The 19,678-nt window shown below is 56.0% G+C and carries 15 protein-coding genes and 3 pseudogenes; 4 read left to right on the top strand and 14 right to left on the bottom strand.

The genetic code is table 11. The features are described from left to right. Positions 1 to 627 precede the first annotated feature (627 nt). Positions 628 to 1,715 (top strand): IS3 family transposase gene (locus tag FY152_26415; protein ID UXS35678.1). Its coding sequence is split into 2 segments (ribosomal slippage): positions 628 to 889 and positions 889 to 1,715, totalling 1,089 coding nucleotides; the frame shifts between segments, so codons are not numbered across the junction. Between the two features lie 3 nt (positions 1,716 to 1,718). On the opposite strand, the pseudogene FY152_26420 reads toward FY152_26415, so the two are convergent. The 14 genes and pseudogenes from FY152_26420 to FY152_26485 form a co-directional block, all read right to left on the bottom strand. After that, a pseudogene (locus FY152_26420) lies at positions 1,719 to 2,177 on the bottom strand (methyl-accepting chemotaxis protein). 12 nt (positions 2,178 to 2,189) lie between these two features. Continuing rightward, a pseudogene (gene traR, locus FY152_26425) lies at positions 2,190 to 2,894 on the bottom strand (transcriptional regulator TraR). Between the two features lie 97 nt (positions 2,895 to 2,991). Beyond that, positions 2,992 to 3,813, bottom strand: a complete 822-nt coding sequence (locus tag FY152_26430) for an ABC transporter permease (GenBank protein UXS35679.1) — start codon at positions 3,811 to 3,813, stop codon at positions 2,992 to 2,994. After that, positions 3,810 to 4,715 (bottom strand): ABC transporter permease, encoded by a 906-nt coding sequence (locus tag FY152_26435; GenBank protein UXS35680.1) that lies wholly within the window; start codon positions 4,713 to 4,715, stop codon positions 3,810 to 3,812. The genes FY152_26430 and FY152_26435 overlap by 4 nt, the downstream gene beginning before the upstream one ends. Positions 4,716 to 4,719: 4 nt before the next feature. Next, the gene (potA, locus tag FY152_26440; protein UXS35681.1) at positions 4,720 to 5,829 is read right to left on the bottom strand and encodes a polyamine ABC transporter ATP-binding protein; all 1,110 of its coding nucleotides are present in this window, start codon (positions 5,827 to 5,829) and stop codon (positions 4,720 to 4,722) included. 123 nt (positions 5,830 to 5,952) lie between these two features. Then, on the bottom strand, positions 5,953 to 7,008 hold the full coding sequence (locus FY152_26445) for an ABC transporter substrate-binding protein (GenBank protein UXS35682.1): 1,056 nt from the start codon (positions 7,006 to 7,008) through the stop codon (positions 5,953 to 5,955). Between the two features lie 101 nt (positions 7,009 to 7,109). Then, positions 7,110 to 7,847 (bottom strand): annotated as a pseudogene (locus tag FY152_26450) (methyl-accepting chemotaxis protein). A 386-nt stretch (positions 7,848 to 8,233) separates the two neighbouring features. Further along, positions 8,234 to 8,557 carry a hypothetical protein gene (locus FY152_26455; protein ID UXS35683.1) on the bottom strand — a complete coding sequence of 108 codons (324 nt, stop codon included), beginning with the start codon at positions 8,555 to 8,557 and terminating at the stop codon, positions 8,234 to 8,236. Continuing rightward, entirely contained in the window at positions 8,554 to 10,335 is a 1,782-nt protein-coding gene (locus FY152_26460; protein ID UXS35684.1) for an ABC transporter permease subunit, read from the bottom strand. The genes FY152_26455 and FY152_26460 overlap by 4 nt, the downstream gene beginning before the upstream one ends. Positions 10,336 to 10,359: 24 nt before the next feature. Beyond that, positions 10,360 to 11,388 carry an ABC transporter substrate-binding protein gene (locus tag FY152_26465; GenBank protein UXS35685.1) on the bottom strand — a complete coding sequence of 343 codons (1,029 nt, stop codon included), beginning with the start codon at positions 11,386 to 11,388 and terminating at the stop codon, positions 10,360 to 10,362. 55 nt (positions 11,389 to 11,443) lie between these two features. Next, positions 11,444 to 12,526, bottom strand: a complete 1,083-nt coding sequence (gene potA, locus FY152_26470; GenBank protein ID UXS35686.1) for a polyamine ABC transporter ATP-binding protein — start codon at positions 12,524 to 12,526, stop codon at positions 11,444 to 11,446. Further along, positions 12,526 to 13,734, bottom strand: coding sequence for an aminopeptidase P family protein (locus FY152_26475; GenBank protein UXS35687.1), 1,209 nt, complete (start codon positions 13,732 to 13,734; stop codon positions 12,526 to 12,528). Before FY152_26475 ends, potA (FY152_26470) begins: the two co-directional genes overlap by 1 nt. A gap of 53 nt (positions 13,735 to 13,787) precedes the next feature. Beyond that, a complete protein-coding gene (locus FY152_26480) occupies positions 13,788 to 14,591 on the bottom strand; it encodes a carbohydrate kinase (protein ID UXS35688.1) in 804 nt (267 codons plus the stop codon). A gap of 24 nt (positions 14,592 to 14,615) precedes the next feature. Then, positions 14,616 to 15,638 carry an SIS domain-containing protein gene (locus FY152_26485; GenBank protein ID UXS35729.1) on the bottom strand — a complete coding sequence of 341 codons (1,023 nt, stop codon included), beginning with the start codon at positions 15,636 to 15,638 and terminating at the stop codon, positions 14,616 to 14,618. A 142-nt stretch (positions 15,639 to 15,780) separates the two neighbouring features. On the opposite strand from FY152_26485, the gene FY152_26490 reads away from it, so the two are divergent. The 3 genes from FY152_26490 to FY152_26500 all read left to right on the top strand — a co-directional run bounded on the left by FY152_26490 (position 15,781) and on the right by FY152_26500 (position 19,656). After that, on the top strand, positions 15,781 to 16,887 hold the full coding sequence (locus tag FY152_26490) for a LacI family transcriptional regulator (protein UXS35689.1): 1,107 nt from the start codon (positions 15,781 to 15,783) through the stop codon (positions 16,885 to 16,887). 175 nt (positions 16,888 to 17,062) lie between these two features. Further along, the gene (locus tag FY152_26495) at positions 17,063 to 17,809 is read left to right on the top strand and encodes an SDR family oxidoreductase (protein UXS35690.1); all 747 of its coding nucleotides are present in this window, start codon (positions 17,063 to 17,065) and stop codon (positions 17,807 to 17,809) included. A gap of 26 nt (positions 17,810 to 17,835) precedes the next feature. Next, positions 17,836 to 19,656 (top strand): phosphogluconate dehydratase, encoded by a 1,821-nt coding sequence (locus tag FY152_26500; GenBank protein UXS35691.1) that lies wholly within the window; start codon positions 17,836 to 17,838, stop codon positions 19,654 to 19,656. Positions 19,657 to 19,678: the final 22 nt, after the last annotated feature.

Here is a 19,678-nt window from a genome sequence, read left to right on the forward strand (position 1 = left end):
TTTATACCGTGTAGTAAGCGATACCAAATCATGTCCACGTCGAGCCCCTGATTTTAGTGCGGAATACGTTTCGTTGTCGGCCATTTCTGACTTAAATGACACTCGCGTCATTCGATGCGTCATGATTAATAAATTAGGAGAAAGCTGCATTATTGACCCAGTGCAATGTTTCGAGGAGCTGTAGTCCGCGATTTCTTTATCGCGTAGACAGTCAACCGACTTAAAATTATCGTCTGTTTCTGTACTTTATTAAAACTCATTAATTGTTGATTTTGTGATGACTGATGGCAGGATATATGCGGTTGTAATTCATTTTTATTGTCTAAATTTCTGTATTTGTTTGTTTGTTCGGTTGTAAATTTTTTTGGAAGCCCTAATCCAAGTGCATCATAGCCAGCTTGAAGGGAAGGGGGCAGCCTGCAAATTGACGGCGAATACTTCTGCTGGCGTAGGGTATCCGAGGCTCTTTTTGGGCTAGACATTGAGATCGCGTGTCAGGCGGTTGAGGGAAAGTTGCGATATGCCAACGAGGTCGGTGTCTCCAGGCATGAAACGGGGGTAATCCCCCCGCAAACTAACCGGGTTTAAAAGTAGAATTTTCTCACAATGATTTTGGAGAAGATTCGGATGAAGACATCACGATTTAGCGACGCGCAGGTTATGGCAATTCTGAAGCAGGCGGAGGACGGCATTCCGGTTGCGCAGCTTTGCCGGGAGCATGGCATGAGCGATGCCAGGTTTTACAAGTGGCGAGCAAAGTTCGGCGGCATGGACGCGTCCATGGTTTCGCAAATGAAGAGCATGGAGGACGAGAACCGTCGGCTGAAGAAGATGTATGCCGAGCTGAGCATGCAAAACGATCTCCTGAAGGAAGCTCTTGGAAAAAAGCGCTGAGGCCGTCTCAGCGTAAGGAGATGGCCATGCAAGCCGTTCAAGATCATAAGGTGAGCGTGGCGCTCGCGTGTCGGACGTTCGGGGTCAGCGAGACGTGCTACCGCTATGGACGCAAGCTCGACAGCGAGAACGAAGATATTGCCGACTGGCTGCTGCGTCTGACGACAGCCCGGAAGGCGTGGGGTTTCGGCCTGTGCTTCCTTTATCTGCGTAACATCAAAGGCTTCGGCTGGAACCACAAAAGGGTTTACCGTATCTTTCGTGATCTGGAATTGAATCTGAGGATCAAGCCCAGGAAGCGCCTGGTGCGGGAACGACCGGAGCCACTGGCAGTGCCGCAGCAGCCCAACCAGACCTGGTCGATGGACTTCATGGCCGATCAGCTTTCCGATGGTCGCTCGTTCCGGACTTTGAACGTCATTGACGACTTCAACCGGGAGGGGCTCGGGATCGAGGTGGACTTCTCGTTGCCAGCCGAGCGGGTTGTTCGATCTCTGAACCGGATCATCGAATGGCGCGGAAAACCGGGTATCATACGGGTGGACAACGGCCCAGAATACATCAGCGGCACGCTTTTGGCATGGGCCGAGAAACGAAACATCATCATCGCTCATATCCAGCCGGGCAAGCCGCAGCAAAACGCCTATGTCGAGCGGTACAACCGCACGGTCAGGCATGAATGGCTGGGATGCTTCATGTTTGATACTATCACGGAAGTGCAGGATCACGCCACACGATGGCTCTGGACATACAACAATGATCGACCCAATATGGCTATCGGCGGCATCACGCCGAGGCAAAAACTGAAAATGGCAGCATGAATTCTACTGCTGAGCCCCGTTAAAAACGGGGGGATTACCGTGGCTGGCGCGCGCGATCATTTCAACATGCTGGTTGATCGTGACGATCTGCGCGCTGATCTTTGCGAGAACCGTGCCCGTCTCCTGGACGAATTGGGAGCCGACATTTACCTCACTGGTCGACCTGTTGATGAGGCCTTTGATCTCCTGCGCCGCCTTGGCGGATCGTTGAGCAAGCTCCCGCACTTCCTGGGCGACAACTGCGAAACCCTTCCCGGCGTCGCCGGCTCGGGCGGCCTCAACGCCAGCGTTGAGCGCCAAGAGGTTCGTCTGAACGCAATCTCATCGATAACGCCCGATAATCTGTTCAATCTGCCGTGACACGGCTTCTATACGAGCCATAGCGTCGACTGCACTGCGAACCACCACGGCAGAGTCGTCGGCACTGCGTTTGGCCAAGCGAACGATCTGGTCGGCATCTTTCCCGCCGAACTCTCAGATGAGTTTCCGCCGGATGGCGAGCGCGGTAAGATGGGCCTTGCTGCGGACGTCGAAGCGCTTCATGGTCTCGCGTAGCTTGACGCGGACGCTGTTGTACTTGACCCCTTCGACGTCGGCGATCTCCTCCATCGTCTTGCCGACGGCAATCCATCTCAGATAGGTGGCCTCCTTCGGATCGAGCCATGCGGCATCTTCCGAGGTAGGGGTGGAGCGAAGGAATGAGATGCGGGCATGGATTTGCCCGATGGTTGCGGCGGCTGCGACCGCATCGATCTCCCGATCGAGATCTATCACCGGCTTGTCCGATGCCATCGTGAACATCGACATCGAGCCGTTGGCGGTCTTGATGGGTATGGTGATGCCGGAGCGGATGCCGAAATCGGCTGCGTGGTCATAGAAGGCACGCTCGTCCTTCGACAGCGTCGGCCGCTCGTGCTCGCCCGACCAGGTGAAGATGTGCTTCCGGGACCTCGCGCGTTTGACGACCGGATCGAGCGCTTCGAACTTCTTGTCGAAGTAGGTTGATTGCTATTGGCGATGATAGTTGGTCACGGCGGTGATGTGCCTGTGCTGGATATGAAGGTAGGCATAGCCGGTGAAGCCGAAATGGTCGGCGATGTCCGCCAGCCCGGTCTTCAGGATGCACTCATCGCCTTCGATCGCGGCAAGATCAGTCAGCTTGTCCAGCCAGTGCTGCATTCTTCATCTCCATGTGAGTGTTGTCGGCATCTTTGCGGTAAACTATCCGCGCCGACAGTCCGCAGCTCCCCAATGGCGTTTAAAAGGCATTATCCATTTACCCCTTTGTCTGTTTAGGTTGAAATTTCTGCGCCAGAAGCAGGAGGATGACGGACACGGCAACCATGCATGTCGAGATTGCCGCAATTGTTGGATCGACCTGGTCACGCAAAGCGTTGAACATCTTCCTGTTGAGTGTTCCGCCTGTGCCTGTCGAGATGAACATCGCTACGATCACCTCGTCGAGGGAAACATAGAACGCAAACAGGGCTGAGGTGATGACCGAGAATTTGATCTGAGGCAGCGTCACTGTGAAGAATGCCCGGACGCGAGATGCGCCAAGGCTTCTTGCGGCCATCTCCTGGTTCAAATCGTAGGACGTCAGGCCGGCCGTTACGACGATGAACACAAATGGTATCGCCAGCATGGTGTGAGCCAGAACCAGGCCGAACGTCGTGTTGACCAAACCCAGTCTGGAAAAAACGAAGAGTGACCCGATGGCCACCAAGATGCTCGGTACAGACAGTGGAAGTATGAAAAGTCCGGAAAGTGGCGTTCTGAATCTCGCAGTGCCGACCCAGGTCCCGTAAGCGGCTGCGGTACCGATTGTCGTTGCAAAGATTGAAGTTAGAAAAGCTGCCCGCAAGGACACGAGCGTTGCCCGCATCCATTCGGAGGATCCGAAATAGTTCTGGTACCATTTCAACGACAGGGCTTTCGGCGGAAACTCTAGATACTGCGAATCCGAGAAGGACATTGGAATGACGATCAGTGTCGGGACCAGTAGAAATATGAGGCCCAAGGCGCCGATCGCATACAGCCATAGGCGGTCAACGTTTCTGATCTGCGTAGGTGTAACCGTTCGTGTGAACCAATTCATTTCGATCCCCCAAACCGATTTCTGCTCCAGTAGGCCAAGCCAAGAAGCACGGCTGTAACCAGAATAAGAACTACGCCCAGAGCGCTCGCCGCGCCCCAGCTTGAGTAAATGCGAACGTTTGCGTCGATCCGCATTGCGACCATGATTACTTTTCCTCCGCCGAGAACCGCGGGAGTGACGTAAAAGCCAAGGCAAAGCACAAACACAATCAGCGCGCCTGACGAAAGGCCAGGCAAGGAGAGGGGGAAGAAAACGTCCCGGAATGCTCTGGACGGTTTGGCGCCGAGATTGGAGGCGGCGTACATGAGATTGGCATCCACCGCCTTCATGGATCCGTATAGAGGCAGAATAAGAAACGGCAGCATCACCTGGACCATGCCGATCAAAGTCCCCGTAAGGTTGTTCGCCAATGGAAGCGGATCGGTGACAACACCGAGGTGCACGAGTGTATTGTTAATAATCCCTTTGCTCTGGAGAAGGGCGAGCCAGGCATAGGTTCTCACCAGGACCGGCGTCCACAGGGGCATAAGGACGCCGAGCATAACGATGCCGGCCACACTTGCGGGCAGCTGAGACAGGAGATAGGCGTGGGGATAACCGATTATGACGACGATCGCCGTCGTCAGAAATGCGACGATGAATGTTGTGGCGAAAATCCTTCCATAAATGCCGCTCTCGAATAGCCTGGTGTAATTCTCAAAACTGAAACCTCCGTCTTCGCCAACGAAAGACAGGTACGTCATGACCCCGAGCGGGACCAGAAGTGCGACAAGTAGTACCAGCGTTGCGGGCAGGGTCAGGCCAACCAGCTTTCGCGCTTCCTTTCGCTGGTCGGTCCGCAAAGCCCTGCGATTGAGTTCGCTGCGATCAGGATATTCTGGAGTTACAAAAGAGGTTGTCATCGTCTCATTCTCCCGCCACGATCCGGGTTTCGCTAGGGTGAAGGCCGAGAATGATTTGATCATTGACGTGGGGAAGAATGGATCTATTGCTTTCCCGCAGGTTTCGACGGACCTGTATCAGATCGCCTGTCGTCAGTTTGACCTGTATCAGGCAGCTCTCTCCTTGGAACAAGATCTTCTCAACGGTCCCATCAAAGGAATTGTAGGAGGAACGATCTTCGTCACGAATGAAATCAAGCTTCTCTGGACGAAGCACGAGCAGATGGCGAGCGACACCTTCCTTGTTGGCCGTTGGCGCCACTATCTGCTTGCCGTGAAAGGAGAACGACGTTCCGTCGTGATCGAGCGCGAGGAAGGAGGATTCGCCCATAAACGATGCGACGAACTCGGAGTTTGGCTCGGAGTAGAGAGTCTCTGAGGTATCGACCTGGGCAATCTTGCCATTCCGCAGTACGGCAATGCGGTCTGACATCGTCAAAGCCTCCCGCTGATCATGCGTCACAAGAACCGTGGTCATGCCGAGTTGCTCATGCATGTTGCGCAACTCCAATTGCATGAGCTCCCGGAGGTTCTTGTCGAGCGCAGATAGCGGCTCGTCCATGAGGAGGATTTTCGGTTTGAAGACGATCGCCCGAGCGAGAGCAATCCGTTGCCGTTGGCCGCCCGAGAGTTCGGAAATCTTTCTGTGTCCGTAACCACCCAGCTGGACCGTTTCAAGTACGCCTTGAACTTTGGATTTTATCGTCGCTCGATCTTCACCTCGGATTTTCAAAGGATATCCGATGTTCGCTTCGACGCTCATGTGCGGGAAAAGCGCATAGTTTTGGAACATCATCCCCACCCGCCGAAGATGAGGTGCCTTTAAGACCACCTCCTCTTCCCCAAACTTCAAAGATCCGAGATCAGGGCGTATGAAGCCGGCGAGCGTCATAAGGAGCGTCGTCTTGCCAGATCCGGAAGGACCCAGCAATGTCAGGAATTCCCCACTTTTGATATGGAGATTGATGTCCGACAGAACTTGAAGAGCGCCGTAAGATTTTGTTACGCCCGCGACCGTAATCGGAAGCGAAGACGGTTGTAGTCTGTCGTTGGTAGATTCTGATTTTGTTTGCATGTTCGATCCTTCATCGGGACAACTGCGCATCTTCATTCGACTGGCTATTCGGCTGCCACAAAGTGCGGCGAATGAAGCTGGAGACCCAGCCCTTTGGAATAAAGGGCTGGACAGGGTCAGCAGTCAGCGTGAGCGGACGTTGTCGTAAGCTTCCGAGGCCCACTTTGCGTACTTCGCCCAGAAATTCGGATCGACTGAGTACTGGACAGCGACATTTTCCGGAGCGGACGCCATCGTCGCCATCTTTTCAGGCGTATACTTCGCCAGGTCATACGCCTTCATGTTTGCCGGAGCCGTTGCGAACGAGTTCGGAAGATCCTTCTGATACTCGGCTTTAGACATTTCCTTCAAAAAGCGCATGGCTGCATCGCGATGCGGAGCGCCTTTCACAACGGCATAACCGTCGGTACCGAGCTGCGCGTCGTTGAAGGTGTAGGCAAAGCTCGCACCATCGTTGATCGCACCCTGTACGCGACCGCCCCAGGTGATGATCATGTCCACTTCGCCGTCCTTGATCAGCTGCGCTGCTTGTGCACCGCTTTCCCACCACACGGACACACTTGGCGCGAGCTCTGTCAGCTTGGCGATAGATGCCTTGCGGCCTTCTTCGGTCGAGAGAAACTCGTAAACCTTGTCACGAGGGGTCCCCAATGCCAATGCTGCGGCTTCGATCATGCCCACCGGCTGGTTCCAGAGAGCCCGCTTGCCCGGGAATTTCTTGACGTCGAAGAAGTCAGCCATCGATTTCGGGCCGTTGTCGCCGTAAGTTTTCTTGTTCCAGGCGATGAGTGTCGAGTAATTGCTGTTGGCCACGAAGTTGTCTGTGACAGAGCCCGGGGGGAAGTCAGCTTTGTTGACGACGTCAGGATCCAGCTTCTCAAGGACACCAGCGGCCTTTGCCTGCGGTTCGTCAGCAATACCAATCTGGATTATATCCCAGGTCACGGAACCAGATTCGACCTGTGCGCGGGCCTCAGCCCAATTCTGAAAAGTGTCTTGGGTGTAAGTAATATTTAGAGCTTTGGCCGCAGGCGCCCAAAGCGCCTTGTCCTGCGCTTCCTGCCATCCGCCACCCGATGACGCAATCACAACGTCAGCTGCGAAAGCGGCTGAATACGTGCCGAGAGCCAGGATGGTCGACACGGCGGCTGCGACTTGGATCAATCTTGTCTTTCTCATTTTCATTCCCCTTTGTTCATAAAGGCGCCATTCGTTTTGAGTACACTGCACACCGGGCGTCGATCGGAGAACAGCCGTCTAGACCACCAGAGCAGACGTGCTTATGCAGCTCGGCCGACGGCAGTTTTCGATTTCGCTTCAAGCTGAAATTGCGTAATCAAAGTGGTAAGGGTGTCGGCCTCTGCAGCCAGCTCAAGGCTCGCAGCTGTCACTTCCTCCACCATCGCAGCGTTCTGCTGGGCAATGTGATCAATATGGTTGATCGTTGCATTGACTTCCTGCAGCGCACCAGACTGGTCGTGGCTTGCGCGTGCAATCATTTCGACATGCTGACTGATAATGGCGATCTGCGCGCTGATCTTCGCCAAAACCGTGCCGGTTTCCTGGACCGACTGCGAACCAGAGCCGACTTCACTCGTTGATCTGTTGATCAGATCCTTGATTTCTTGAGCAGCAGCAGCCGAGCGCTGCGCCAATTCACGGACTTCCATAGCGACGACCGCGAAGCCCTTGCCGGCTTCACCGGCACGGGCGGCTTCGATACCGGCGTTGAGCGCCAGCAAGTTGGTCTGGAAGGCGATCTCATCAATGACGCCGATAATCTGCTCGATGTGACGCGATGCGCTCTCGATGCGCTCCATTGCATCTATAGCGTTCCTGACAACGCCCGCCGAAAGGTCAGCGCTTTGCTTTGCCTCCTGAACGATCTGTTCAACATCCCTGACGCGTTCGGCTGAGGAACGGACGGTGGCTGTAATCTTGTCCACTGCCGCTGCAGTTTCTTCAAGCGAAGCTGCCTGCTGTTCAGTACGCTTGGCAAGATCTGCGGCCGATTGGGCGCCAACGGCAGAGATGCTGATAACAAAAGGGAATACGAAAAGAAGTACTTTTGCGCGGATGCTGTAACGTGACAACAATTTGTCCACTGCAGAGCAGGAAAGTGGTGCCCGTCTCGCTATAAACCCGGATATAGCGCCCGTAACCGATCTCAAACTTCTCATTCCCATCCCCTCCCTGAAAGCGAGCATCACGCTCCGCCCATATCCTGACCGAACTTTTCTCTTTGGCGGATAGCGGCCCCGGTACCCGTAGGGTCCGGGTTACCCTTCGCCGCTCAACTGAGTCTTCACTGGGTAGGCACCTGACTGATCCGGATCAGGCTTCGGTCCGCCGTAAGTGAGCGCGCATGCGCCACCTGCATCCACCCTTGCCGGACCAGCCAGGATTAGTCTGAAAAAGGCATCTCCGAAAACACCCATGGCAAGCTTCCTGTCTCGGCATTCTCACAGCCTGTCGGTTCTGGCGCGCTTGCCTTTACCGTCGTTGCAGCCACCACCGCCTTCAGACGAAGCGGTCGGTAATTGTCGATGAGATCGGGCATTTCCTTGCCCGCGTCTTTGCAAGCTTTTGTCACTCCATCTCCTGGCTGATTTCGTTGCTTCAGCTTCATCTGCTGCGGAATGTCCCGCTCAGTTTCTCTCCGGCTGCCGCCGGCGAATTCCGGCGGCAGCCAAGTTGCCTTGGGAGGCACGAACGAAGAAAGGATCAATCACCGTCTGTCGACGGCTGTGCGAGAATGGCAATCGCGCCCGGCGTCCCGGCTGCCTTTCGACGTCGCAGCGTGAATGCCATGCCAATCATGATCACCGTGCAGGTCACGCCGAGCAGCAGTGCGGAAACAGCCGCTGATTCAGGGCTGGTATTGAAGCGAATGCCTTCCCAGAGCTTTCGTGGCAGTGTCTTGACGGAAAGGTCACTCAGGAAGATCGATGCGACCGATTCATCGAATGACAGCAGCATTGCTAGAAGACCGCCGATGGCGAGGCCGGGAAGCAACAAGGGGAAGACAACGGTGCGAAAGACGCGCCATGGATTTGCACCAAGGCTTGCCGCCGCGAGTGACAGCGCCGGATCGATTGAGCTGTAGGTTGCTGAGGCGACCAGATAAACAACCGGGAAAATCAGCACGGTATGCGCAAGGATGATACCCATCTCAGTATCTACCAACCCCACTCGCGCGAAGGTCAAATACGCCCCCAGCGCGAAGACAACGGCCGGTACACTAAGCGGCGACTGCACAAGTGCCTCCAGAGCGCCTTGAAACCAAAAGCGGCGCCCACCAAAGCCCAGCACGGCAAGGATTGCGAGAAGAAGGCTGAGGATGCAGGTGGCAATCCCGATCCGGAGACTGGTCAGAGCTGCGCCCATCCATTCGGAGCTGCCGAGGATCGTTTCGAACCAGCGTAGCGAAAAGCCGGGAGGCGGGAAAATGAGGACATCCGCCGAACTGAAACTGACAGGGAAGAGAATGAGCAGTGGAAGCAAGATGTACGACGATATCAACACTAGGTATATCGCTGGCACAACCGCGCTTCCCGCTCTCCACAATGATGACAGTCCGGGATTTGCTTTCGGCAACGCTACCGATCGGCGAAGCAGAGAGGTGTCCGGCTTTTCCTCTGAATGTCCCTGAGAGGTAATAGAAAGTGGGGCAGGGCGCTGCCAACGCGACAGGAAGCGGGCGACCATCGTCAGTGCTGTGACCACGATCGTCGCAACGATGGCAAGCGTTATGCCAAGGGCCGCGGCCATGGCCCAATCCGCACCCGTCTCGATCTCCGATTGGATAACCTGTGCAAGCATTTGCTGCCTTTGGTTACCCAAAAGTGCCGGCGCTATGAAGCTCGCGATCGTGAAAAGGAAGGTGATGATGACGCCCGATTGAATGCCACGGATCGACAGCGGAACAACCACTCCCAGCCAGGCGCGTAGCGGGTTAGCGCCAAGTGTATTTGCTGCGAGCAGAATACGTCCGTCGATACGTCGTAGGACTGTGACGAGCGAGAAAACCATCATTGGAATGGAGGAATGCACGAGCGCCAGCACAACAGCAGGCTCGCTGAACAACAATGGGAGCGGCTCTGAGATGAGGCCAAGACTGAGCAGTGTTCCGTTGACAAGGCCGCGCTGGCCGAGGATCGCGATCCAGGCGAACGTGCGCACCAGAACACTCGTCAGAAAAGGAACAAGCACCAACAATCCGAGAAGGAGCGCCTTTATACCGGTTGCCCGGCTGAGGAACCATGCAAGCGGATACGAGATCACCAGTGTTATTGCGGTCGCTTCAAGGCTTATGCGTACGGTCGTCCAGGTAATTTTAAGATAGACTGAGCCTGCGAATATGCGCATGAAGCGCGCCACAGCGTCGCCGCCAAAGGCTTGTGGCACTATTGCGAGCAGTGGAATGAAGAAGGCGAGGAGCAAGAGCACAAAAACGGGCACCAGCAGTAAAGTTTGACCCCGGTTCGCAAGTAAATTCTGTTTCATTGTGTTACTCCTCGCCGCCTGAACTTATTGCATGATGTACGTGGCCCACTCGGCCTTCACCGAGTCGTAGTTGTCGTTCCACCACTTCGAGTTGAGAACGGCGCTTACTTTGGCGTTAGCCGGGTAGCTTGGCAGATCCTTGGCAACAGCCGGGTCAAGGAGTCTCAGCGCATCGACGTTGGTCGGGCCGTATGCGATCACGCGCGTGAGTTCGGCCTGTTGTTCGGCTTGAGCGGCGAAATTGATGAACTTCATCGCTTCACCTGCATTCCGGGCACCCTTGGGTACTGCCCAGTATTCGGTATCGGCAAGGGCGCCTTCCCAGGTATAACCCCAATTTGCCCCTGCCTTGATGGCGTTCTTGATACGCCCTGTGCCAGCGTAAACCATGTCGGCCTCACCCTGCTGCATGAGAGCCTGGATGTCGGATGCGCCCTTGTAACCGATGACCTGATCTTTCACCCGGTCAATGACTTTCAAGGCGCGTTGCACGTCGAGAGGATAGAGATCGGCCGGCTTCACGCCGTCTCCCATCAGCGCAAATTCAAGAGAGTAGGTTGCATCAGACGGGAGGACACGCCGGGCCTTTACGCTCGGGTCAAAAAATTGAGCCGGAGTGACTTCGTTCGGAAACTTGTCCTTGTTCCATGCGAGGTTGGTCCCGAAAACCATGTAGCCAACGCCGTATTTGGTGCGGAAATTTTCCGGAATGTTATCGGCCTTTACGACCGAGTAATCGATCGGCTCAAGCAGGCCGTCCTTCACCTCACTCGCGAAGGCAGGGCTCTCGGCGGAGATCACGTCCCAGGTGACATTGCCGCTCTCTACCATGGCTTTGACCTTGGCATATCCGGTACCAGTGGTACCGGTTACCTTGACCCCACTCGCCTTGGCATACGGGTCGAAATAGGCCTTTGTCTGCGCTTCCTGAAAGGAACCTCCGTAAGAGGAGATAACGAGGTCGGCGGCAGATGCGGCGCCCGAAAGCATGATGACACCGGTGGCAGCAAGCAAAGTGGTCGAGATGCGCTTGAAGAATGTGGTCGAATTCATCGTTTTTCTCCTCTGGATGTCATGGGTTTTCCCACTTCAAAATTCCGCTTCAGGGTCATCCTTCTGTCGGAAGAATTGCGACGGACGCCGGCGGCCACTGCGCGATGACGGCCGCACCAGGAGTAAGGCTCCCGGCAAGATCATCTCCACGCATGACGTTGGCGAGCAGGGACTGCCCGTCGGATAGTTGCAAGGCGACACGCCAGCCAGCACCGAGGTAGGTCACATCCCGGATCGTGGCGGAAACGCCGAATGAGCTTTCTGTTGAAGGTTTCAATGGCGAGAGGATCGTCACGTTCTCGGGTCTGACGACGATATCGAACGGTCCGTCTGCCGGGGACGGCAGCGCCTGACGTGCACCGCCGATCTCATAACCCTTGCCTCCGTCCGTGCCACTTACCCGAAGGATCGAACATTCCCCGATGAAGCGTGCCACAAAGTGGTTGGACGGATGAGCGTAGATTGTCTCCGGGTCGGCGACCTGAAGCAGCTTTCCACCGGACATAATGCCGATCCGGTCAGCCATGGCCATCGCTTCCGATTGGTCATGGGTGACGTAGATAACCGTGATGCCAAGCTCATGCTGAATTCGCTTCAGTTCCTGCTGCATCTGGTCACGGAGCCGCCGGTCGAGGGCGCCAAGGGGTTCATCCATAAGGAGAATGGAAGGACTGAAAACCAGAGCTCGCGCGAGTGCAACACGTTGTTGCTGCCCCCCAGACATTTGTATTGGATATGACGCTCCGCGGTCGGTCAGATTAACCAGGCTGAGAGCGGCCTTAACCCTCTCTTCTCGTTCGCTGCGCCCAACACCGCGCATTCTAAGGGGGTACGCGACATTTTCAGCCGCGGTCAAATGCGGAAAAAGTGCATAGTTCTGGAAGACTACACCGATCTGCCGCCGATGTGGCGGCACGTCTGAAACAGGTGTACCCGACATCAGAACACGGCCCTCCGTCGTCCTTTCGAACCCCGCCAGCAGCATAAGGAGGGTTGTCTTCCCGGAACCGCTCGATCCGAGCAGGGCAAAGAATTCTCCCTGCGCGATATCCAGGCTGACCTTATCAACGGCAGTGACAGGACCATAGCGGCGCGTCACAGCCTGAAACGAGACGGCGGGTAGCGGCTGGTCGTTCATCACACGTCCCTACCAAGCTCGAATGGTGTCAGGACCTCATAACCACTGTCGGTGACAAGCACGGTGTCACCGAAACGGGCACCACCGATACCATCGACGTAGATCCCAGGTTCGACGCTGAGGACCATACCGGCTTGGAGTTGAACGGCGGAGTTCGCCTTGAGTTCAATGCCGTCCCAGTCGGAATATCCAATTCCCCGGCCCGTTCGATGCAAAAACGGGCTGTCCCAACCGCCCTGTTCAATAACGTCGACGGCGGCTGCATGGACCTCGCCAGCAGTGACGCCGGGTCGGATTTTCGCCAAAGCAGCTTCCTGAGCTCGACGAGCGAAATCGACTACCTTGCGAAGCTCAGCAGAGAGCGGCTTCGAACCGACGGCGATAGGTCGGTCGAAACAAACTCCGTAGCCTGCGAAGACTTGGCCACAAAGGCAGATCTGCACATTCTCGCCGTCATTCATGATCCGACCACCACCAGAGCAGTGGCAACGAGCAGTGCGTTCAGGACCACTTCCGACCATGTTCATCTGGTGCGGCCAGAATCTGGGCTGTTCCGCGTCGTTACCCAGAAACTCAGCGCTCCGCTTGATAGCAGCCGTAAGCGAGGCAAGCGTAACCTGCCATTCTGCGGCGCCAGGTGTGATGGCTTGACGAGCGGCGGCGTACTGATGCCCGACAATATCTGTCGCCCGACGAATACCATCGATGACGACAGCATTCTTGAGAGCAAGCTGATCACGCAAAAAGGATGTTGCATCCTTTATGCGTTCGGAGCCAAGAACCTGTCTCACCAGTTCGATGTTGGAAGCCCAGGTTGAGTTGAAGTCGACGCCGATCGCCTGAGCATGAGGTGCGATCTCGCCGATGTACTTCGCGAGAGCGTCCTGATGGGACATCGGCGCAGGTATCGGTTCTTCCCATTCGACCCATTCAGCTTCGACAGGTGTCGTGCATCTCGCTCTGATCTCCTTGGCTTCGCTGCGAGGGGAAACGAACGCCGGCTGTCCTTGCTGTTCAAACACCAGCCAGATCGGCCTGCCGATCGGAAGACCGTTCAGGCCGGTGAAGAAGCGCAGGTAATCGAAGCCGGAGATGGCAAGAATATCAATGGCGGCATGCTTCATCGCCGCCTGGGTGCGCTCAATGCGATTGCGATACTCCGCGTCGGATGGAAATTTCAGTTCTGACGTCTCAGGGTTTTGATACATTGCATTCCCCAACTTGTTATTTTGATACTCGCAAGCCTTAAATCGACTTGACGTTAAGCCGGTATCTCTCGTGTGATGGTGCGTGCGTGGCCGAATGCGCCACGTGTACCGCAGATGTGCGCCGCATATTGCGCTCCGTCGCTGGCGGCGTCCTTAAGCGATGCTCCAGTCAGCACGCGGCACACGAGCCGGCTGAGAAACGCGTCTCCAGCCCCAAGCGTGTCAACTGCATCGACCGGAACCGCAGGCGCAAAGAGCACATTGCCCTTGTGGCAAACCGTAGCGCCCCGAGCCCCTTGCGTTACAGTCACGAGCTCGACGCCTGCCGAAAGGGCCGTGTCCAGAACGTGTTTCACTTCATCATCGCTGGCATTCGATCTGGAGAACGCCGCCACCTTGACGTAGGGCAAGACGTCTGCGGCATAATCCAGACTGCGATCGGAGAAGTCGAAGGAGATCGCAACGCGCTCCCTGATCTCAGGGAGCTGACTATCAAGCTGGCTCGTTTCCCCGGTGTGAGCAAGGTCGAAGCCGGCCAGATATTCGAGATCGGCACTGTCGAGTTTGAACATCGAAACGCCTTTCTCGCACAGACCCCAGACGCGATTGTTGCCGTCGTCATCCATGTGCACCGTTGCGAAAGCGTTCGGCCCCTCCTTGACTCGCAGACGTGTGAGTTCAACACCCTCCGCCTGCAAGCTGGATCGAATGAGATCGCCATCGGAATCGGTGCCAATGACACCGAGATAAGCGGCACTTAGTCCACTGCGCTGGGCGTGGACGGCAAAGTTTACCGCGTTGCCGCCCGGGAACATGAGCTTCTGATTGAAATACCGGTCGACAACATTGTCACCCACGCCACAAACACGCATTTGACGACCTCAGTAAGTTGTTTTGAACATGTATCGGCGATCGTTTAGGTCGTGACCTGTGACGGCTTGATAGTGCTCGGCCAGTCGCCTCGACAATGTCGAAAGGAGAAGAGGCGTAATTTCCCCGCGCACCGACGCTGGAACGCCTGGAAGGCTATAGTCCTTCGAGTCCACGACACGGCAGCGCTGGGTGTTCTTGGTAAGAAATGTCTCGACCCGATCGATTATGGCGCGGGTATCGTCCTCGCCCTTGAACAGGAGGACAGGGGTATCAGGCTGAACGACTTCAAAAGCACCATGCAGGAACTCGTTGGCGTTGAACCACGAGGCGTGCTTCCACTGCATTTCCATGAGGTAGCACATGGCGAAGCCATAGCCGGCGCCCTGATTGGGACCAGCGGAGAGCACATAGGTGAGGGGTTCGGAACCGAAGGCGACCGCCGTTTCGTGAAGATTAGCCTCAGCTTCTTCGATCGCCTTTTCAAAAGCAGCAGGAACGGCCGCATAAGCCTGTTCGATTGCCGCATAGTCGAGTTCGGCGCCGGTTTCTCGAAGGAGGGCCGTCACCACCATGCCGACGAGCAATTGCTTCGGCGCCAGAATGGTCCGGTCGCTATTGTAGGTAAACACGTCATCGCACTCGGCAGCGAGCGGTGTCGTCTCATTCTTGGTAAATCCGATGACACGGGCGCCGACTGAACGGCAATGGCGAGCTGCCTCGATCGTTTCTTTCGTCGTACCATTATGTGAGGCGACGAGAACGACGGAATCTGCGGAGAGCAGTGCCGGCGAACGGCGGTTGAACTCTTCACTGTTGAAGTGGAAGGTCGGGATTTTCGCGCTGCGATCGCACCTGTAGGCAGCCGCCGAGAAGTCATTGTACGAACCGCCGCAGCCGATCAGGAAAATATTTCGCGCGCCCTTTGCAGCCGCTTTGACAACCTCTGCGATCCTTTCTCGCTGGGTCAGGGCCGCTTCGATGGTGCTGCGGAATTCGGGATCGGGAGAGACGAGATTTGGGTAGTTGGTCATCATGCTTCGCTTTCTGAGTTGAGACTGTGAGCGCGCTCTCATGTGACACCGGTCTCACAATTTTGGGCGTGCTGTCAAGTGTTTTGTTAGATACTCATTCTCTGCTATTGACGATGGGACGAGCGAAAATGCGGACAATCAAATGAAGACAAGTGAACGCGCGAACTCTCAGCCGACAGTGAGCGACGTTGCGCGCGCAGCCGGGGTTTCGCGCGCAACGGCAGCGCGGGTGCTGGGCGGATATGGGTACGCCGGATCGGAGGCGCGCGAACTGGTTCTCGATGCGGCCAAACGGCTGGCTTATCAACCGAACCAACTCGCTCGAAGTATGGCGACCGGCCGCACCAAGACCATCGGTGTGGTGGTTGCCGATATCGAGAACCTGTATTTTGCAAGGGCTATCCGGGCGATTACGGATACTGCGAACGCGAACGGTTTCGATGTCGTTTTGGCAAACACCGACGAAAATGTTGAGCTCGAGCGCTCCGCAGTCCGGGTCATGCTGGCCAAACGAGTTGATGGATTGATTGTCTCACCAGCGTCAAGCGTCGACGTCGATCATCTCGTTGAAGCGCGTAACTTGGGTTGCCCGTTCGTACTTCTCGACAGGCGTGTGCCTGTTCTAAAGGCGGATACGGTTGCGATCGATAACTTTCCGGCGGCTCGTGAGGCGGTAGGGACGTTCGTCAGGTCAGGCCACAAGCGCATCGCGTTGGTCTCAAATTCAAGATTTGAAGGTGGTCAGAAGTATCTGACGTCACCCGTTCGCGAGCGCTTGGAGGGCTACAAGGCTGCGCTTCACGACGCGGGAATCCAGAACGACCCAAAGCTTGCCCTCTTCGGCGGCGGCAATAATGAACAGCTTGCGCAAAAGCTGCGCAAGCTTTGCCAAAGCGATGAGCGCCCAACCGCATTCCTGGCGGTGACAAGCGCGGTAGCCTTGGTGATCCTTGGTGTTTTAAGAGACGTTGGCCTGAGCGTTCCCGATGACGTGTCTCTGATATGCTTTGAGAATGCGGATTGGACGGTTGCCGTTACTCCTCCCCTGACCGTCATCGCGCAACCGATAAAAGAACTGGCATCAGCGGTGACCGAACGACTCATTGCTCGGCTTCAGGGCGATCTAAAGAGCCAGGCCAAAGAGACCCTGCTTTCGGCGACGCTGATTAGCCGTGGCTCGGTTAGCATCCCGCAGCTTTTCGAAAGCAGGGGACGCGACACGGGTAATACGCCGCCGTCCACCTCCTGATCCTTGCACAATTGATTGCTCGCAAGCCGACGCTTGAACACTCTTGACAACAAGGTGAGAGCGGTCCCATATGAGAGCGGTATCAGTTTGCGATCACATCGCGTTCAATGATCCGAAGTTCAACTCTCCCGCCTGCGCTTACCCAGAACGGGAATATCAATCCGAAGGTGATTAAATGAAACTGCAAGGCAAAACCGCCGTCGTCACAGGCGCTGGCCGCGGCATTGGGCGTGCGACCGCCCTGGAGCTGGCCAAGGAAGGCTGCAATGTCGTCCTGGCTGCGATCGAACTCAACGAAGTCGAGGCAGTAGCTGCCGAGATCCGCGCAATCGGCCCCGAGGCACTGGCCGTGCGGACCGATGTGCAGCATAAATCCGAGGTAGATGCCTTGGCGAAAGCGGCGTTCGACCGGTTCGGCGCAGTCGATATTCTCGTGAACAACGCCGGCGTGGCGATCCATAACACCATCCCGAACATCAAGGAAGCTGATTGGGACTGGATGATGGCCATCAACCTCAAGGGCACGTTCCTATGCACACAAGCATTCTTCCAGCACATGTGCGATCGGCGTCATGGCCATATTATTAACGTCGTTTCGCGTGCTGGTAAGGTCGCCTCCGCCAAGTTCGGCGCTTACGCTGCTTCGAAATTTGGAATGCTTGGATTCACCCAGACCACGGACCAGGAAGGTATTGAGTTCGGCGTTAAGGCAACGGCGGTTTGCCCAGGTGCCGTTGATACCCAGCAGCGCTCCGATAATCACATCGATGACCGTTCGCAACTGCTCCAGCCCGAGGACGTTGCAGAGTACATTGCGTTCATCGTCACCAGGCACGACCGCGTCTACATCGGTGAAGTGTCACCGATCGCACAGCAACTAAAACCACTTCCGGGCAGCGGCTGGCTCAAGCCAGGCATTTAAATATTCTGGCGTCGTAGGGTAATCAGATGTCCGTTCATACCACCATTCAAGCTGTGACAGGCCGCATAGCGGCACGAAGCGCGCAATCGCGTCAAAATTATCTTGAGCTTATCGAGGCGCAGAGAAAGGGTGGCGTACATCGTTCCGCGCTGTCTTGTGGCAACCTGGCTCACGGCTTCGCCGCATGCTCGTCGTCCGAAAAGGCGATGCTGAGCGGATCGGAAGCACTGAATCTTGGCATTGTCACCTCCTATAATGACATGTTGAGCGCCCATCAGCCCTACGGCACCTATCCGGACATCATCAAGGCTGCAGCCCACGCGGTGGGCGCGACTGCGCAGATCGCTGGTGGTGTGCCGGCAATGTGTGACGGGGTCACGCAGGGGCAGCCTGGAATGGACTTATCGTTATTTAGCCGTGACGTGATCGCGATGTCCACCGCGATCGCGCTCAGCCATAATATGTTCGATGCTGCGGTATACCTTGGGGTCTGCGACAAGATCGTTCCAGGGCTTCTTATCGGAGCGCTGTCCTTCGGCCATCTTCCTGCGGTCTTTGTACCGGCAGGCCCCATGACATCGGGCCTCTCGAATGATGAGAAAGCGCGCATTCGCCAGCTTTCATCGGAGGGTAAGATCGACCGCGCGCGGTTGCTCGACGCCGAGGCGAAGTCTTATCATTCGCCTGGCACATGCACCTTCTACGGCACTGCGAACTCCAACCAGATGCTCATGGAAATCATGGGGCTTCATATCCCGGGTTCGAGCTTCGTCAACGCGAACACATCCTTGCGCGAAGCCCTCACCCGTGAGGCAACTCGTCGTGCGCTTTCGCTGACAGCCGGAGGAAAAAACTATACACCGATCGGTCACATCATCGATGAGAGGTCGATTGTAAACGGTATTGTGGGATTACTTTCGACCGGCGGCTCCACAAATCATACGCTTCACATCATCGCAATTGCACAAGCAGCCGGACTGCATGTCACCTGGCAAGACATGAGCGATCTCAGCGATGTTGTGCCACTTCTAGCGCGTGTCTATCCAAATGGCTCTGCCGACGTGAACCATTTCCACTCCGCCGGAGGCATGGGCTTTCTAATCCGCGAATTGATCGACGGCGGCTTCCTGCACGAGGACGTCGATACGATCTGGGGAAGAGGTCTTCGAAAATATGCGGTCACACCAGGGCTAGAGGGTAACGAGGTGGTGTTTCACCGGACATCCCTGGCGTCGAGTAATCCAAAGGTGCTTGCGCCGGTCAGCCACGCATTCTCCCCGAACGGTGGATTGAAGTTGCTGTCGGGCAATATTGGCAAGTCAGTCATCAAGGTCTCTGCCGTCAAGCCGGAGAACCGCGTCATCGAAGCGCCAGCACGTGTATTCCATGCTCAGGAAGAGCTTCAGCAAGCGTTCCGCAACGGTGAACTCGATGGCGATCTTATTGCCGTCGTCCGGTTCCAGGGGCCGAGATCAATCGGCATGCCCGAACTCCACAAACTCACTCCGGCGCTTGGTGTATTGCAAGATCGAGGCTTCAAGGTTGCATTGGTCACCGACGGACGGATGTCGGGTGCCTCGGGCAAGGTTCCGGCCGCGATCCATATCACGCCGGAAGCTTCGGATGGCGGTGCTATTGCCAAAATTCGCGATGGCGACCTCATTAAGCTGGATGCCAACGTGGGCACATTGACTTTCCTCGGAGATGAGGAGGAGTTCCACGCGCGTCCGGCCATAAGCCACGATCTTCGGTCGCAACAGCATGGCACTGGTCGCGAGCTTTTCGCTCGCTGTCGATCGTTGGTCAGCTCAGCTGATCAAGGCGCCAGTATTCTCGGTAGCTTTTAGTCGAATTCACGAGGAGGAAAAC

The sequence above is a fragment of the Agrobacterium tumefaciens genome, from assembly GCA_025560025.1.
Taxonomy (GTDB): domain Bacteria; phylum Pseudomonadota; class Alphaproteobacteria; order Rhizobiales; family Rhizobiaceae; genus Agrobacterium.

Bases quoted from the DNA above. Each gene is read 5' to 3' on its own strand.
- FY152_26445 (UXS35682.1), bottom strand. From the start codon at position 7,008: ATGAGAAAGACAAGATTGATCCAAGTCGCAGCCGCCGTGTCGACCATC.
- FY152_26490 (UXS35689.1), top strand. From the start codon at position 15,781: ATGAAGACAAGTGAACGCGCGAACTCTCAGCCGACAGTGAGCGACGTT.
- FY152_26430 (UXS35679.1), bottom strand. From the start codon at position 3,813: ATGAATTGGTTCACACGAACGGTTACACCTACGCAGATCAGAAACGTT.
- FY152_26465 (UXS35685.1), bottom strand. From the start codon at position 11,388: ATGAATTCGACCACATTCTTCAAGCGCATCTCGACCACTTTGCTTGCT.
- FY152_26495 (UXS35690.1), top strand. From the start codon at position 17,063: ATGAAACTGCAAGGCAAAACCGCCGTCGTCACAGGCGCTGGCCGCGGC.
- potA (UXS35681.1), bottom strand. From the start codon at position 5,829: ATGCAAACAAAATCAGAATCTACCAACGACAGACTACAACCGTCTTCG.
- FY152_26435 (UXS35680.1), bottom strand. From the start codon at position 4,715: ATGACAACCTCTTTTGTAACTCCAGAATATCCTGATCGCAGCGAACTC.
- potA (UXS35686.1), bottom strand. From the start codon at position 12,526: ATGAACGACCAGCCGCTACCCGCCGTCTCGTTTCAGGCTGTGACGCGC.
- FY152_26500 (UXS35691.1), top strand. From the start codon at position 17,836: ATGTCCGTTCATACCACCATTCAAGCTGTGACAGGCCGCATAGCGGCA.
- FY152_26485 (UXS35729.1), bottom strand. From the start codon at position 15,638: ATGACCAACTACCCAAATCTCGTCTCTCCCGATCCCGAATTCCGCAGC.
- FY152_26475 (UXS35687.1), bottom strand. From the start codon at position 13,734: ATGTATCAAAACCCTGAGACGTCAGAACTGAAATTTCCATCCGACGCG.
- FY152_26460 (UXS35684.1), bottom strand. From the start codon at position 10,335: ATGAAACAGAATTTACTTGCGAACCGGGGTCAAACTTTACTGCTGGTG.